The organism is Streptomyces microflavus, from assembly GCF_014650075.1.
GTDB classification, from domain to species: domain Bacteria; phylum Actinomycetota; class Actinomycetes; order Streptomycetales; family Streptomycetaceae; genus Streptomyces; species Streptomyces microflavus.
In genome coordinates this window covers 819,679-834,303 of record NZ_BMUG01000002.1, presented here as the reverse complement: position 1 = coordinate 834,303, position 14,625 = coordinate 819,679, and the positions used below count along the sequence as shown (strand labels likewise).

Sequence of the window (14,625 nt, the reverse complement as noted above, 5' to 3'; positions counted from 1 at the left end):
GGGGCCCGCGGCGGGCAGGTGGCGGCCGCTCCTGATCCCCTGCGCGGCCCGGACCTGATCCACCGCCCGGCCGATGCCTGATCCACTCCGCGGCCGCCGCCCCGCATGGGCGGGGCCGTACCGGGGCATACGGGCCCAATGGTCCGCGTCCCGTTCCGTGCCGCAGCCGACCGCGTCCGGCACCGCCTCACCCGGTTCACCCGCCCGAAGTCCGCCGCCCGCACCACCGCCCGTACCCCCGGCGACCTGACGGGCTCCGCCCCGAAGCCGTACGTCCGGGCCCTCTCCATGCTCGCCGTCGTCGTGATCGGGGCCTGGCTCGGGCTGCTCGCCGTGGGGTCCATCCGTACGCCGGTCGGCCCCATGGACACCAACATGACCCTGCGCCCGTCCCTCACCGGCGGCAGCAAGATCAACGTGTCCCCGCTCGGCGCACTGGAGCTGGACTCGCACATCGCCCCGCTCCGCCTCGACGTGGACGTGGACCGCCTCGACCCGGTGCGCTCCCAGGCCCTGGTGGACCAGCCGGAACGGTTCTCCGGCCTCCAGGACGAGGTCACCCGGGACGTCGCCGCCGGCACCCGGGAGCTGGCCGTGCGCTCCTGCGTCGCCGTGATCTCCGGGGCGACCGCGCTCGGTCTCGTCGTCTACCGCCGCCCGCGCCGCGCCCTGGCCGCCGGCGGGCTCGCCCTGACCCTGCTGGCCGCCTCGGGCGTCAGCGCGTACGCCACCTGGAACCCGAAGTCCGTCCTGGAGCCCAAGTTCTCCGGGCTGCTCTCCAGCGCCCCGTCCCTCGTCGGCGACGCCCGCTCGATCGTCACCGAGTTCGACATCTACCAGCAGGAGCTGGCCCGCCTGGTCACCAACGTCACCCGGCTGTACGACGCCACCTCCACGCTCCCCGTCTACCAGCCGGACCCCGGGACCATCCGCGCCCTCCACGTCTCCGACATCCACCTGAACCCGGCGGCCTGGCACATCATCGCCTCGCTCGTCGAGCAGTACGAGATCGACGTGATCATCGACTCCGGCGACACGATGGACCACGGCTCCGCCGCCGAGAACGGCTTCCTCGACCCGATCCGCGACCTCGGGGCGCCGTACGTCTGGGTGCGCGGCAACCACGACTCGATGGTCACGCAGGCCTATCTGGAGAAGCTCCGGAACGTCACCGTCCTGGACGACGGCCGGACCGTGAACGTGGCCGGGCTGCGGATCGCCGGCACCGGCGACGCCCAGTTCACCCCGGACCGCTCCAAGCCGGTCGGCGGCAAGGCGGCAGCCGAGCTGGAGGGGATGCGCCTGGCGACCTCCCTCCGCGACCAGGAGCAGGCGGGCACCCCGGTCGACATCGCGGTCGCCCATGACCCGAACACCGCCCGGCAGACCGACGGCACGGTCCCGCTGGTCCTCGCGGGCCACCTCCACAACCGGATCAACGAACAGCTGAAGGGCGGTACGCGGCTGAAGGTGGAGGGCTCCACGGGCGGCGGCGGACTGCGCGCGGTGCAGAACGACAAGCCCGAGAAGGTGCGCGCCTCGGTGCTCTACCTGGACCGCTCGACCCGCCGCCTCCAGGCCTGGGACGAGATCACGCTCGGCGGCCTCGGGCTGACGACCGCCGAGGTCAGCCGCCATCTCCCGGAGGAGAACCTGAAGAAGGACGCCCCCTCGTCCCCGGCCCCCACACCCTCCCCGACACGCTCTACGGCGCGCCCGACGCCCTCGCCGTAAACCGTTTTGGCGATAGCTCCACCCATCCCATATGCTTCTCACGTCCCCGACGCGCTGCAAAGCGAACAGGCGGGCCAATAGCCCTCATCGTCTAGTGGCCCAGGACGCCGCCCTTTCAAGGCGGTAGCACGGGTTCGAATCCCGTTGGGGGCACGTTTCACCGTGTGCGAGACTTGTTTCGCACATTGCTTGGTCCTGTGGAGCAGTTTGGAGTGCTCGCCACCCTGTCAAGGTGGAGGCCGCGGGTTCAAATCCCGTCAGGACCGCTGCAGCCCCAGCGGCTGCGTGGCTGGGTAGCTCAGTTGGTACGAGCGATCGCCTGAAAAGCGATAGGTCGCCGGTTCGATCCCGGCCCCAGCCACCTCTCGAAGGCCCCGTCCTCTGGACGGGGCCTTCGCCGTTCTCACACCTTCTCGCTCTCCCTCTCCGCCGCCTCTTCCCGCGGCCGGCCCGCGCGTCGCCGCCAGGCCCGTACGCCGAGAGCCAGCGGCACCACCAGCACCACAGCCCCCAGCAGCACCGCGTCCGGCACCCGTTCGCCCAGCTTCTGCGCCCACTGCTCGACCGCGAACGAGGCGTCGACCCCCAGCAGTCCCGGCAGCGCGGTCGTCCCGTCGTAGACGAGGAAGAGCGCGCCGAGCCCGACGAAGAACAGGCCCGAGAGCAGTGACGTGGTGTGCAGCTCGAACCGGCCGAGCCGGACGGTCCTGCCCCGCAGCCAGGTGCGGCGGCCGAGGTCGAACCGCTCCCAGAGCAGGGCCAGCACGAAGAGCGGTACGGCCATCCCGAGGGCGTAGACCGCCAGCAGCAGCCCCCCGTAAACCGGGCTGCCGCTGACCGCCGCCACGGTCAGGACGCTGCCGAGGATCGGGCCCGCGCAGAAGCCCGCTAGGCCGTAGACCGCGCCCAGGGCGTAGACGGAGAACGCGGTCGTGGGTCGGATCCGGCCGCTGAGGGCGGCGATGCGCCGCGAGGCGAAGCCGAGGCCGACGATCTGGGCGACACCGAGCACGATGATCAGCCAGCCCGCGCCCGTCACCAGGGCGTCGCGGTGGCCGTAGAAGAGCCTGCCCGCGTACGAACCGGCGGCGCCGAGCGGGACGAGGGTGGTGGCGAGCCCGGCGTAGAAGATGCCGGTCCGGGCCAGCAGGCGCGAGGTGGAGTCGATGGAGTACGCGAAGAAGGCCGGGAGCAGCAGCGCGCTGCACGGGCTGACCAGGGCGAGCAGTCCGCCGAGGAAGGCCGCGAAGTAGCCGATGTCCGGCGTCACTTCGCGGAGTCCTCGGAGTTCCCGGCGCCTTCGGACGCGTCGCTGCCCGCCTTGCCGGTGGTCTTCGCCTGCGCCGCCGCCGTCTCGATGGCCTGCGTGAACGTCTCCTTCGGCTGCGCCCCCGCGATCGGGCGGCCGTTGATCAGGAACGACGGGGTGGACGTGGCGCCGATCCCGTACCCCTGCTCCTGGTCCTTCGCGACGGCGGCGCGGGCGTCGGGGCCGTCCAGGTCCTTCATGAACCGGGCCAGGTCCTTGACCCCGGCCTGCTGCGCGAGGGCCTTGATCCGGTCCTTGCCGAACCCCTTCTCCTTCGCCCCTTCGGCGTAGGCGGCCGCGTGGAACTCCCAGAAGCGGTCCTGCTGCCCGGCGGCCCAGGACGCGCGGGCGGCGTTCTCGGACTCCTCGCCGAAGATCGGGAAGTTGCGCCACTCGATGCGCAGGGTCCCGTCCTCCACGTACTCCTTGATCAGCTCGGGCTCGGTGTCCCGGGCGAACTTCCCGCAGTAGCCGCACTTGAAGTCGGCGTACTCGATCAGGACGACGGGGGCGTCGGCGCGGCCGACCGCCAGCTTGTCGCCCGCGTCGCGGCGGGCCAGCTTCGTGAGCTCGGGGTAGACGCCTGCCTGCGGATCGGCGGAGACCTCGGCGGCCGGGGCGGTGGAGGTGGTGGCGGAGGAGTCGCCGGGGGAGGTCGCCTTGTAGGAGGCGAAGCCGAGGAGAGCGGCGGCGGCGACGATCACGGCGCCGTAGACGAGGGGCTTACGGGAGGAGGGCTTCGTACTCCCGGACGGGGACTTCTTGGGCGAGGTCTTCTTGGGCGAGGTCTTCTTGGGCGAGGTCTTCTTGGGCAGGGGCATGCGGCACTCCGTGCTGGTGGTGCGGAAGGAGAGGTGAGGGTGCAGGTCGGGCGGGTGCCGGCCTAGACCCTCAGCACGGAGAGCTCTACGGGGGTCGGTGTGGCGGGAACGGGGGCCCGGACCCGTATCCCTGGCGGCGGCACGGCCGGCAGGGCGCCCGTCGCGGCGGGCAGCCCCCACGGGGCGAGGCCGGGGGCCTGGTCGTACGCTCCACGGGCCCGGGTCGGGACACCGGGCTCGCTGTCGTGGTCGCCGGGCTTGCCGCATCCAGGGACCGGGGTGCCGGCGTCGAGGGCCTCCATGACGGGGGCCGGGGCGGCCGCCGCGACCGTCACCGCTTCCCTGACGGTGACCGCGGCAGCCTCAGGGGGTGACGCGTCGGCATAAGAAGAAGCCGCGCCCATCGGCCCGCACAGCAGCCCCATCACGATCGCGAGCAGCGCCGTCAGGCAGCACCACTGCGTACGGGACACGGGGCAGGCCTTTCTCGCGCTGGAACCGGGCTGAGCGGTCGACTGCCCGAAATGGTACGTGCCGTGACCGCGCCCGCCGCATCGGTCACCGGTCGCCCGCCGGCCCGCTCCCCCTCCGCGTGACGCAGTCCGCGCGAAATGAGGTCGCCACTCCTCGGGCCCGGGTGAGATCCTGGGATCCGTATGTCTACTTCCTTTGCCGATCTCCAGTCCCAGCTCGGACAGCTCTCGCTCCGTGACGCGAACCGGCTCGGCCGGCGCCTCGAAGGAGCGCGCCGCATCCGCAAGCCCGAGGCCCGCCAGTCCGTGCTGGACGAGATCGCGGCCGAGGCGGGCAAGGCGGCCGAACGGCTCGCGGTGCGCGCGGCCCGGCTGCCGGCCCTGTCGTACCCGGAAGAGCTGCCGGTCAGCCAGAAGAAGGACGAGATCCTGGAGGCGATACGCGACCACCAGGTCGTGATCGTCGCCGGTGAGACCGGGTCCGGGAAGACCACGCAGATCCCCAAGATCTGTATGGAGCTGGGGCGCGGGGTCCGGGGCATGATCGGGCACACCCAGCCCCGCCGGATCGCCGCGCGCACGGTCGCGGAGCGCGTCGCGGACGAGCTGAAGACGCCACTGGGCGAGACCGTCGGCTGGAAGGTCCGCTTCACCGACCAGGTGAACCCGGAGTCGACGTATCTGAAGCTGATGACGGACGGCATCCTGCTCGCCGAGATCCAGACGGACCGCGAGCTGCTGGCGTACGACACGATCATCATCGACGAGGCCCACGAGCGGTCCCTCAACATCGACTTCCTGCTCGGCTATCTGGCCCGGCTGCTGCCCAAGCGCCCGGACCTGAAGGTCGTCATCACCTCGGCGACCATCGACCCGGAGCGGTTCGCGCGCCACTTCGGCGAGGCACCGATCGTGGAGGTCAGCGGGCGTACGTATCCGGTGGAGGTCCGCTACCGCCCGCTCCTTGAAGACGACAGCGAGGACTCCGACCGCGACCAGATCACCGCGATCTGCGACGCCGTCGACGAGCTGAGCCACGAGGCCCCCGGTGACGTCCTGGTCTTCCTCTCCGGCGAGCGCGAGATCCGGGACACGGCGGACGCGCTGAACAAGCGGAACCTCAGACATACCGAGGTGCTCCCCCTGTACGCGCGCCTCTCGCACGCCGAGCAGCACCGCGTGTTCCAGCGCCACACGGGACGCCGCATCGTGCTGGCGACCAACGTCGCCGAGACCTCGCTGACCGTCCCCGGCATCAAGTACGTGATCGACCCGGGCAACGCCCGTATCTCCCGCTACAGCCACCGCACCAAGGTCCAGCGGCTGCCCATCGAACGGATCTCCCAGGCCAGCGCCAACCAGCGCAAGGGCCGCTGCGGCCGTACGTCGGACGGCATCTGCATCCGGCTGTTCTCGGAGGACGACTTCCTCACCCGGCCGGAGTTCACCGATCCGGAGATCCTGCGGACCAACCTGGCCTCCGTCATCCTCCAGATGACCGCCGCCGGTCTCGGCGAGATCGAGAAGTTCCCGTTCATCGACCCGCCGGACCACCGCAACATCCGGGACGGCGTGCAGCTCCTCCAGGAGCTGGGGGCGCTGGAGCAGGGCGAGAAGTCCACGGGGGAGGGGAAGAAGGGGCAGCGACTCACCCCGCTCGGCCGCAAGCTCTCCCAGCTGCCCGTCGACCCGCGGCTGGCCCGGATGGTCATCGAGGCCGACAAGAACGGCTGCGCCCGCGAGGTCATGGTCATCGCCGCCGCGCTCTCCATCCAGGACCCGCGCGAGCGGCCCGCGGAGAAGCAGACGCAGGCCGACCAGCAGCACGCCCGGTTCAAGGACGAGACGTCCGACTTCCTGGCGTACCTGAACCTCTGGCGCTACGTCCGCGAGCAGCAGAAGGAGCGTGGCTCGTCCTCGTTCCGCCGGATGTGCAAGCAGGAGTATCTGAACTTCCTGCGCATCCGCGAATGGCAGGACATCTACGCGCAGCTGCGTACGGTCGCGAAGCAGATGGGCATCGCCGTCGAGGAGCCCAAGGGCGAGGAGTCCATCCCGGAGCAGGCGGTGCACACCTCGCTGCTGTCCGGGCTGCTGTCGCACATCGGGCTGAAGGACACTGAGAAGAACGAGTACGTGGGCGCGCGCAACGCCAAGTTCGCGATCTTCCCCGGGTCGGCGCTCTTCAAGAAGCAGCCGCGGTTCGTGATGTCGGCGGAGCTGGTGGAGACATCCCGGCTCTGGGCGCGGGTCAACGCCAGGGTCGAGCCGGAGTGGATCGAGCCGCTGGCCCAGCACCTGCTGAAGCACACCTACAGCGAGCCGCACTGGGAGAAGGACCAGGCCGCGGTGATGGCGTACGAGCGGGTCACGCTCTATGGCGTGCCGATCATCGCCCAGCGCAAGGTCAATTTCGGCCGTATCGACCAGGAGGCCTCGCGGGACCTGTTCATCCGCAACGCCCTGGTCGAGGGCGACTGGCGCACCCACCACCAGTTCTTCCACGACAACCGCAAACTCCTCGGCGAGGTGGAGGAGTTGGAGCACCGCGCCCGGCGCCGCGACATCCTCGTGGACGACGAGACGCTCTTCGACTTCTACGACCAGCGGATTCCGGAGCACATCGTCTCCGGGGCGCACTTCGACTCGTGGTGGAAGGACAAGAAGCGCGAGGAGCCGGACGCGCTCGACTTCGAGCGCTCCATGCTGATCAACGAGAAGGCCGGGGCCGTCACCAAGGACGACTACCCGGACTCCTGGCGGCAGGGGAAGCTCAAGTTCAAGGTGACGTACCAGTTCGAGCCCGGTGCGGACGCGGACGGTGTGACCGTCCACATCCCGCTCCAGGTGCTCAACCAGGTCACCTCGGAGGGCTTCGACTGGCAGATCCCGGGGCTGCGCGAGGAGGTCGTCACCGAGCTGATCCGCTCGCTGCCGAAGCCGATCCGCCGGCACTACGTCCCCGCGCCGGACTACGCGGACAAGTTCCTGGACCGGGCGGTGCCGCTGCAGGAGCCGCTGCCGTTCACCCTGGCGCGGGAGCTCCAGCGGATGGTCGGGGTGCCGGTCACGGCGGACGACTTCGACCTCTCCCGGGTCCCGGACCACCTGAAGATCACGTTCCGGATCGTCGACGAGCGGCGCCGCAAAGTCGCCGAGGACAAGGATCTGGAGGCGCTGAAGCTCCAGCTGCGCCCGAAGGCCCGCCAGGCGCTCTCCAAGGCGGCCGCGGCGACCGCCGGGCCCTCCGGCGAGTCCATCGAGCGCTCGGGCCTCACGGACTGGACGATCGGCACGCTGAACAAGGTCTTCGAGACCCGCCGGGCCGGGCAGCCGGTGAAGGCGTACCCGGCGCTGGTGGACCAGGGCGAGACCGTCGCCGTACGGCTCTTCGACACCGAGGCCGAGCAGCAGCAGGCCATGTGGCGCGGGACCCGGCGGCTGATCATGCTGAACATCCCGGTCAACCCGGCGAAGTTCGCCTCCGACCGGCTCTCCAACCAGCAGAAGCTGGCCCTGTCCCGTAATCCGCACGGCTCGGTCCAGGCCCTCTTCGAGGACTGCGCCACCGCCGCCGCCGACCGGCTGATCGCCGCGCACGGCGGCCCGGCGTGGGACGAGAAGGCGTTCCGGACGCTGTACGACAAGGTGCGCGCCGATCTGGTGGACCTGACCGTCCGCACGATCGACCAGGTGCAGCAGATCCTGGCCGCCTGGCAGGCCTGCGAGCGTCGGCTGAAGTCGACCAACAGCCTGACGCTGGTCGCCAACGTCACCGACGTACGGGAGCAACTGGCCAGACTCGTACCGTCCGGTTTCGTTACGGCGACCGGACTGCGCCGACTGCCGGACCTGATGCGGTACCTCGTGGCGGCCGACCGGCGACTCCAGCAGATGCCGACGGCCGTCCAGCGGGACACCACGCGGATGGCGAAGGTCCACGAGATGCAGGACGAGTACGCGTGGCTGCTCGAACAGCTCCCGCAGGGGCGGCCGGTGGGGCAGGAGGTGCTCGACGTCCGCTGGATGATCGAGGAGCTGCGGGTCAGCTACTTCGCGCACGCTCTGGGCACCGCGTTCCCCGTCTCCGACAAGCGGATCGTGAAGGCCATCGACGCCCTCGCGCCCTGAGACAGGGGTGGTGGGGCGGTGACGGTGTCACCACCAGGAGTGAAGTCGACCTGGGCCTCCCACCTCCTGTACAGTCTGGTTTCGCAGCCAGCCGCAAGGCAGCAGCGAAAACCTGGTCCTGTGGAGCAGTTTGGAGTGCTCGCCACCCTGTCAAGGTGGAGGCCGCGGGTTCAAATCCCGTCAGGACCGCAGTAGGAGAAAGCCCGGATCGTTTCGATCCGGGCTTTCTCGCGTCCTGACGGCTCCTCGCACCCTTGACGGCTCCTCCCGCCACGGGTACCCCGTAGAGCAGAGGCTGTCCCTGTTTCCCTCGGCGCTTCCTACGGCGGGGGACGGCCGGGCTCACCGGGAGGTGGCTCGTATGTCCGCGTCCACAGCACGACACGAGACCCGCGCACTGCTCCGTGCCCATCTGGCGGCCGCCTACGGCTACGGGCACCTCACCCGCCACTGCCCCGTCTGCCACCGGCTGCTGCGCCTCGCCATGGAGCCCGGGGACGGCGACCGGGACGCACAGGCGTCCGGGGCGGCTCCAGGCGCTCCGGACGAGCCGCAGGAGCCCCGGAACCGCACCGGAAGCCCCGCGGCCGCGGCAGGCGCCGCCGTGGAGCCGGACGGGGGCGAGGACGAAAGGCCCGCCGCTTCATGACCATCGGCCGGGTGATTCCGCGTCCGGACAGTGGCAGGCTCGTAGTTGGCAAGCATCCGGCAGTGTGACGGGTGTCACCGAAAGAGTTTTCAGACCGGGGCACTTTACGCCTGTCCTACAACTGGCGAATTTAATATGTGCAATTGCACCGGCCCGAGCGTTCGGCCGGACCGTTCCGTCCGGGGCTGTCCCACCGAGTCCGGGACGCTCACCCACACTCCCGCACAGACCCGCTCACAGACCCACGAAGGGCGCCGGGACGGGCGGGCGGGCGATCCGCCGGCGGGCCCTGGAAGGCCTGGAAGCCGACCGACCACCCGGTTATCGGTCACCCGTTCTGCGGGCCCCTCGGAGGGTGTACGAGCGGCTTACGGGGGCACGAGAGGCCCGGCGGGACGCTGCCGGCCCAGAGCACCGGGACATAAAAAGATCGCGCTGGACCCGGCGGAGTCCAGCGCGATCGAAACGACGCACCCGTACACAGGTATGACGCCCGTTGGGGCAGGCGTCCGTCGAATGGAGCTATGTATGGGCGGCCGGAGGTTGGGGGACCTGACGACTGCCCGGTTGTGATGCTGTTACTGCTGCTGCGCTGCGTGACAGGGGTGTGTCAGGCCTCGCTGCGCTGCTGCGGAATACCCGCAAGCAGTGCGCGGACCTCTGCCTCGCGGTACCGGCGATGTCCACCGAGCGTGCGGATGGACGTGAGCTTGCCAGCCTTGGCCCAACGGGTGACCGTCTTCGGGTCCACGCGGAACATCGTGGCAACCTCAGCCGGGGTCAGCAGCGGCTCGGCATCAGGGGTGCGAGCGGTCATGAGCGGCCTCCTCGGGAGAACCGAACCTTCTCGGTTCTTTCCTCTAAATTCTGCACCTTGACCCGCGTTGCCCGAAATGGCGGACGCGGGCCGAGTCGGTTATAGGACGAACGGCTTGTCCTCGGCACTACAACTACACCATCCGTCCAGCCGCGTCGGCCAAACCGATGGAATTGCCCTCCCAGGTGTTCATCAGCGACGGAAGCCGATGGACCATGCCATAGCGGACAGTCACACCACCGTGACGATCAGTCACAGAGCGATCAGGAGTCATCAGACCCCCCATAGCGTGCAATGCTGAGTATTCCGCCCTTACTTGGACAGAAGGAGCCCTCCCCGGACTCCTTGTCCTATTTTGGCACGAGGAGTAGGGATGAGCGCAAGGGCCCCGTTAGTGCTATCCATCACGCTTGAGGCAAAGGCCCGGTTCGGGACGTAGGTCCCGGCTCCTGAGGCGTACTCTTCCGCCTCACCCACCCCACGTGCCACACGGGACGCAGGTTCACGACCCGTCAGCCGCCCTTCGCTGCCTCCACCCTGGCGATCCGGCCGACTGCTCCACCGGACTCCCGCACCCCTCCTTCCCGCCCGGTCCGACTTCCGGTCCGTCCTGGATGAAGGATGCCCCGGTTCCATCACGTTGATGCCGCTGTGGGCCTTTTCACGTCAATTGGTGAACGGACCGACCGACGGGCCGGTCAGTTCGTGAACTGGCGGTCCCGGACCGCCCGCCACCGCTCCGCGAGCCGTGCGTACGCCTCTCCGGCGCCCTCGCTGTCGCCGGTGCCCAGCGCGGCGAGCCCCTCCGCCACATCCGCGGCCGACCGGTCCCCGGCGAGCTGCTCCGCGGAGAGCGCGTGCACCAGACCGCCGTAGTCGAGCTCCACGAGAGAGCGCGGATGGAACTCCTCCAGCCAGCGCCCCACATCCACGAGCCCCTCGGTGAGCGGTCCCTGGGCGGCGCTCTCGCGCAGCGTCCGCAGCCCCCGGGCCAGCCGGCGCCGGGCCTCCACCATCGGCGTGCGGTAGCGCAGCACCGGCTCCCCGCCCTCGCCGTCCGCCGCCGCGTACTCCCGCTCCTCGTCGCGGAAGAGGACGAACCAGCGCACCGGGACCTGCCACACCGTGGTGCGGATCCACGGCCGCGCGTCCGGGTTGTGCCGCTGCCAGCGCTCGTGGTCCGCCCGCGCCTGGTCCCGCACCACGGCGGGCAGCAGGACGTCCAGCACGTTGGCCGGAAACATTCCCCCCGCTTCCCCCGGCCCCTCCAGCTCCTCCAGTGCGAGCCACGCCCGCAGCCGGGTCCGCCACGGGCAGACGCACAGCACCCCGTCCAGCTCCGCCACGAACGCGTCGCCGCTCTCGTGGACGGGCACCCCGACCGGCGGGGTCGGCACCAGGTCGGCCAGTGAGCGGCGCAGTTCGTCCTGGGCGGTGGGCAGCACCGGGCGCCGGGCGTAACGGGCCCAGTGACTGCGCTCGGGCTCCGCGAAGGCGGCGAGCGGCTCGTACACCCGGAGGTAGGACGTGTAAGGGACGACCACTGAAGACACCACCGACATGCAGCGCATCGTGCCACGCGCGTACACCCCCAGGGGGTGATCCTCCGCACGGGGGCAGATCCGCGCCGCCGGAGGACTTACGCTCTTGCCCATCGGACCGGCCGTGCCGGTCGGTCCGGGGCTCTCCCCACCCCTAGGAGAGCCTCCGCCGCTTCGTACTTGGGAGTCACCACAGTGACCGATGTGACTAACGGCGTCCTGCACACCCTGTTCCACTCGGATCAGGGGGGTCACGAGCAAGTCGTGATCTGCCAGGACCGTGCCACCGGCCTCAAGGCCGTCATCGCCCTCCACAACACCGCCCTCGGCCCCGGCCTCGGCGGCACCCGCTTCTACCCGTACGCGACCGAGGCCGAGGCCGTCGCCGACGCGCTGAACCTGTCGCGCGGGATGTCGTACAAGAACGCCCTGGCCGGACTCGACCACGGTGGCGGCAAGGCCGTCATCATCGGCGACCCGGAGAAGATCAAGACGGAGGAACTCCTCCTGGCCTACGGCCGGTTCGTCGCCTCGCTCGGCGGCCGGTACGTCACCGCCTGCGATGTCGGCACCTACGTCGCCGACATGGACGTCGTCGCCCGGGAGTGCCGCTGGACCACCGGCCGCTCCCCCGAGAACGGCGGCGCCGGCGACTCCTCCGTCCTCACCGCGTTCGGTGTCTTCCAGGGCATGCGGGCCTCGGCCCAGCACCTGTGGGGCGACCCGACGCTGCGCGGCCGCAAGGTCGGCGTCGCCGGGGTCGGCAAGGTGGGCCACCACCTCGTCGAGCACCTGCTCTCCGACGGGGCCGAGGTCGTGATCACCGACGTACGCGAGGAGTCGGTGCGCCGGATCACCGATCTGCACCCGGAGGTCACCGTGGTGGCGGACACCGAGACGCTGATCCGCACCGAGGGTCTCGACATCTACGCGCCCTGCGCGCTCGGCGGCGCGCTCAACGACGCGACCGTTCCGGTGCTCACGGCGAAGGTGGTGTGCGGCGCGGCCAACAACCAGCTGGCCCACCCGGGTGTCGAGAAGGACCTGGCCGACCGGTCGGTCCTCTACGCACCCGACTACGTGGTCAACGCCGGCGGCGTGATCCAGGTCGCCGACGAGCTGCACGGGTTCGACTTCGACCGGTGCAAGGCGAAGGCGACGAAGATCTTCGACACCACGCTGGAAATATTCGCACGTGCGAAGGCGGACGGCATTCCGCCCGCCGCGGCGGCCGACCGGATCGCCGAGCAGCGGATGGCCGAGGCGCGCGGTCGCTGACGCGCACGCGGGCGGCCCGCCGGCCGGCAGGAGACAAGACTCACGCCGGTCGGCGGGTCGTCCGCCAAGAAGAGGTTAAAATCGCAGTTGACCAGCGGGGACGGGGCTCCTCACTGGCCCTGTACCGGGGCGCAAGACGCGGGCGGCGTACCGTATGGCCACGGAAGCAGGTACCGTTAAAGCCCTACGGGCGCGGTCTCTCTGTCGAGAGTCCGTCCTGAAACATGAACGCGTGTCAAGACTCTGGGGCCGTCGAGCCCCGTCACCGAGGGGGTCGAGCCATGGGGCGCGGCCGGGCAAAGGCCAAGCAGACCAAGGTCGCCCGCCAGCTGAAGTACAGCAGCGGCGGAACGGACCTGTCGCGTCTGGCCAATGAGCTGGGCGCATCTCCTTCGAGTCAGCCACCGAACGCCGAGCCGTTCGAGGACGACGACGAGGAAGATGACCCGTACGCACAGTACGCGGATCGCTACAACGAGGACGATGGCGAGGATCAGGACGATCAGTCCGGCCCCTCGTCGCAGCGCCGCGGCGCTTGACCTCGCGCTGACACATCAACCCGGTCCGGGCCTGCCCCGGGCCGGGTTCTGTGTGTCCCGATCCGGACCGGATCCGTACGTCCCGGTCCGGCGCTTCTTCGTGTCCTGATCCGGAGTGCCCGGAGTGCGCCGACGAGCGGGCTGTCCCGGACCGGCTCCGCCGTGCCCTCTCGTGGTGTGCCGGGCGGCCCGGCACACCACACGGCGTACGGCCTAGCGTGCGTAGCTGCCGGTCAGCTCGGCGCCCGTGGCGTGGTCACCGCGGTCGGTGATCTCACCGGCGACCCAGGAGTCGACCCCGCGGTCGGACAGGGTCGTGAGCGCCGCGTCCACCGAGTCGGCCGGGACGATCGCGATCATGCCGACGCCCATGTTCAGCGTCTTCTCCAGCTCCAGCTGCTCCACGTTCCCGGCCTTGCCCACCAGGTCGAAGACCGCGCCGGGCGTCCAGGTGGAGCGGTCCACGGTGGCGTGCAGCCCGTCCGGGACGACCCGGGCCAGGTTGTTCGCCAGGCCGCCGCCGGTGACGTGGCTGAAGCCGTGCACCTCGGTCGTGCGGGTGAGCGCCAGGCAGTCCAGCGAGTAGATCCGGGTGGGCTCCAGGAGCTCCTCGCCGAGCGTCCGGCCGAACTCCTCGACCTCGCGGTCCAGCGTCCAGCCGGCCCGGTCGAAGACCACGTGGCGGACGAGCGAGTACCCGTTCGAGTGAAGACCGGAGGACGCCATCGCGATGACGGCGTCACCCTTGCGGATACGGTCCGGGCCGAGCAGGCGGTCGGCCTCGACCACGCCCGTACCGGCTCCCGCGACATCGAAGTCGTCCGGGCCGAGGAGACCCGGGTGCTCGGCCGTCTCGCCGCCGACCAGGGCGCAGCCCGCGAGGACACAGCCTTCGGCGATGCCCTTCACGATGGCCGCGACACGCTCGGGGTGCACCTTGCCGACGCAGATGTAGTCGGTCATGAAGAGCGGCTCGGCCCCGCAGACGACGAGGTCGTCCACGACCATGCCGACGAGGTCGTGGCCGATGGTGTCGTACACGCCCATCTGACGCGCCAGGTCCACCTTGGTGCCGACACCGTCGGTGGCGGAGGCCAGGAGCGGGCGCTCGTAGCGCTTGAGCGCCGAGGCGTCGAAGAGGCCGGCGAAGCCGCCGAGTCCGCCGAGGCCCGCGACCTCGGGGCGCTGCGTCTTCTTCACCCACTCCTTCATCAGCTCGACGGCGCGGTCACCGGCTTCGATGTCGACTCCGGCCGCCGCGTAGGAAGCACCTGTTGTCTCAGACATGGCCTGGGATCTTTCGTGTGGAGATACGGGGCTGGTGGGGGAGGCG

General features: G+C 70.2%; 11 protein-coding genes and 4 tRNA genes. 9 read left to right on the top strand and 6 right to left on the bottom strand.

What is annotated here, in order from left to right:
* The first annotated feature begins 138 nt into the window (after positions 1–138).
* The 4 genes from IE264_RS08895 (at position 139) to IE264_RS08880 (ending at position 2,095) form a co-directional block, all read left to right on the top strand.
* Positions 139–1,734: a metallophosphoesterase family protein gene (locus tag IE264_RS08895; RefSeq protein ID WP_032760105.1), complete on the top strand. Its 1,596-nt coding sequence runs from the start codon at positions 139–141 to the stop codon at positions 1,732–1,734.
* 80 nt (positions 1,735–1,814) lie between these two features.
* Positions 1,815–1,887: transfer RNA gene (locus tag IE264_RS08890), tRNA-Glu, on the top strand.
* A 38-nt stretch (positions 1,888–1,925) separates the two neighbouring features.
* Positions 1,926–2,000: transfer RNA gene (locus IE264_RS08885), tRNA-Asp, on the top strand.
* 21 nt (positions 2,001–2,021) lie between these two features.
* A tRNA-Phe gene (locus tag IE264_RS08880) sits at positions 2,022–2,095 on the top strand.
* Between the two features lie 42 nt (positions 2,096–2,137).
* On the opposite strand, the gene IE264_RS08875 is transcribed toward IE264_RS08880, so the two are convergent.
* The 3 genes from IE264_RS08875 to IE264_RS08865 form a co-directional block, all read right to left on the bottom strand.
* A complete protein-coding gene (locus IE264_RS08875; protein WP_032760107.1) occupies positions 2,138–3,004 on the bottom strand; it encodes a cytochrome c biogenesis CcdA family protein in 867 nt (288 codons plus the stop codon).
* A complete protein-coding gene (locus tag IE264_RS08870; RefSeq protein ID WP_051822036.1) occupies positions 3,001–3,864 on the bottom strand; it encodes a DsbA family protein in 864 nt (287 codons plus the stop codon). Before IE264_RS08870 ends, IE264_RS08875 begins: the two co-directional genes overlap by 4 nt.
* Before the next feature lie 62 nt (positions 3,865–3,926).
* Positions 3,927–4,337: a hypothetical protein gene (locus IE264_RS08865; RefSeq protein ID WP_032760108.1), complete on the bottom strand. Its 411-nt coding sequence runs from the start codon at positions 4,335–4,337 to the stop codon at positions 3,927–3,929.
* A 183-nt stretch (positions 4,338–4,520) separates the two neighbouring features.
* Here IE264_RS08865 and hrpA point away from each other — a divergent pair, with 183 nt between their 5' ends.
* The 3 genes from hrpA (at position 4,521) to IE264_RS08850 (ending at position 9,117) form a co-directional block, all read left to right on the top strand.
* Positions 4,521–8,468 carry an ATP-dependent RNA helicase HrpA gene (gene hrpA / locus IE264_RS08860; RefSeq protein ID WP_032760110.1) on the top strand — a complete coding sequence of 1,316 codons (3,948 nt, stop codon included), beginning with the start codon at positions 4,521–4,523 and terminating at the stop codon, positions 8,466–8,468.
* A gap of 114 nt (positions 8,469–8,582) precedes the next feature.
* Positions 8,583–8,657, top strand: a tRNA-Asp gene (locus tag IE264_RS08855).
* Between the two features lie 172 nt (positions 8,658–8,829).
* On the top strand, positions 8,830–9,117 hold the full coding sequence (locus IE264_RS08850; RefSeq protein ID WP_032760112.1) for a DUF6274 family protein: 288 nt from the start codon (positions 8,830–8,832) through the stop codon (positions 9,115–9,117).
* A 610-nt stretch (positions 9,118–9,727) separates the two neighbouring features.
* Here IE264_RS08850 and bldC read toward each other — a convergent pair.
* A complete protein-coding gene (gene bldC / locus IE264_RS08845; protein WP_003949541.1) occupies positions 9,728–9,934 on the bottom strand; it encodes a developmental transcriptional regulator BldC in 207 nt (68 codons plus the stop codon).
* Between the two features lie 698 nt (positions 9,935–10,632).
* The gene (locus tag IE264_RS08840) at positions 10,633–11,496 is read right to left on the bottom strand and encodes a DUF8083 family protein (RefSeq protein ID WP_032760261.1); all 864 of its coding nucleotides are present in this window, start codon (positions 11,494–11,496) and stop codon (positions 10,633–10,635) included.
* A gap of 174 nt (positions 11,497–11,670) precedes the next feature.
* Between IE264_RS08840 and IE264_RS08835 the strand changes: the two genes are divergently transcribed.
* Positions 11,671–12,753: a Leu/Phe/Val dehydrogenase gene (locus tag IE264_RS08835; protein ID WP_032760113.1), complete on the top strand. Its 1,083-nt coding sequence runs from the start codon at positions 11,671–11,673 to the stop codon at positions 12,751–12,753.
* A gap of 281 nt (positions 12,754–13,034) precedes the next feature.
* Positions 13,035–13,292: a DUF3073 domain-containing protein gene (locus IE264_RS08830; protein WP_031126291.1), complete on the top strand. Its 258-nt coding sequence runs from the start codon at positions 13,035–13,037 to the stop codon at positions 13,290–13,292.
* 213 nt (positions 13,293–13,505) lie between these two features.
* On the opposite strand, the gene purM is transcribed toward IE264_RS08830, so the two are convergent.
* On the bottom strand, positions 13,506–14,579 hold the full coding sequence (purM, locus tag IE264_RS08825; RefSeq protein WP_031126290.1) for a phosphoribosylformylglycinamidine cyclo-ligase: 1,074 nt from the start codon (positions 14,577–14,579) through the stop codon (positions 13,506–13,508).
* Between the last annotated feature and the right edge of the window lie 46 nt (positions 14,580–14,625).

Coding starts and splice junctions, on each gene's coding strand:
- IE264_RS08895 (WP_032760105.1), top strand. CDS start 139: ATGGTCCGCGTCCCGTTCCGTGCCGCAGCCGACCGCGTCCGGCACCGC.
- IE264_RS08870 (WP_051822036.1), bottom strand. CDS start 3,864: ATGCCCCTGCCCAAGAAGACCTCGCCCAAGAAGACCTCGCCCAAGAAG.
- hrpA (WP_032760110.1), top strand. CDS start 4,521: ATGTCTACTTCCTTTGCCGATCTCCAGTCCCAGCTCGGACAGCTCTCG.
- IE264_RS08850 (WP_032760112.1), top strand. CDS start 8,830: ATGTCCGCGTCCACAGCACGACACGAGACCCGCGCACTGCTCCGTGCC.
- bldC (WP_003949541.1), bottom strand. CDS start 9,934: ATGACCGCTCGCACCCCTGATGCCGAGCCGCTGCTGACCCCGGCTGAG.
- IE264_RS08840 (WP_032760261.1), bottom strand. CDS start 11,496: ATGTCGGTGGTGTCTTCAGTGGTCGTCCCTTACACGTCCTACCTCCGG.
- IE264_RS08830 (WP_031126291.1), top strand. CDS start 13,035: ATGGGGCGCGGCCGGGCAAAGGCCAAGCAGACCAAGGTCGCCCGCCAG.
- purM (WP_031126290.1), bottom strand. CDS start 14,579: ATGTCTGAGACAACAGGTGCTTCCTACGCGGCGGCCGGAGTCGACATC.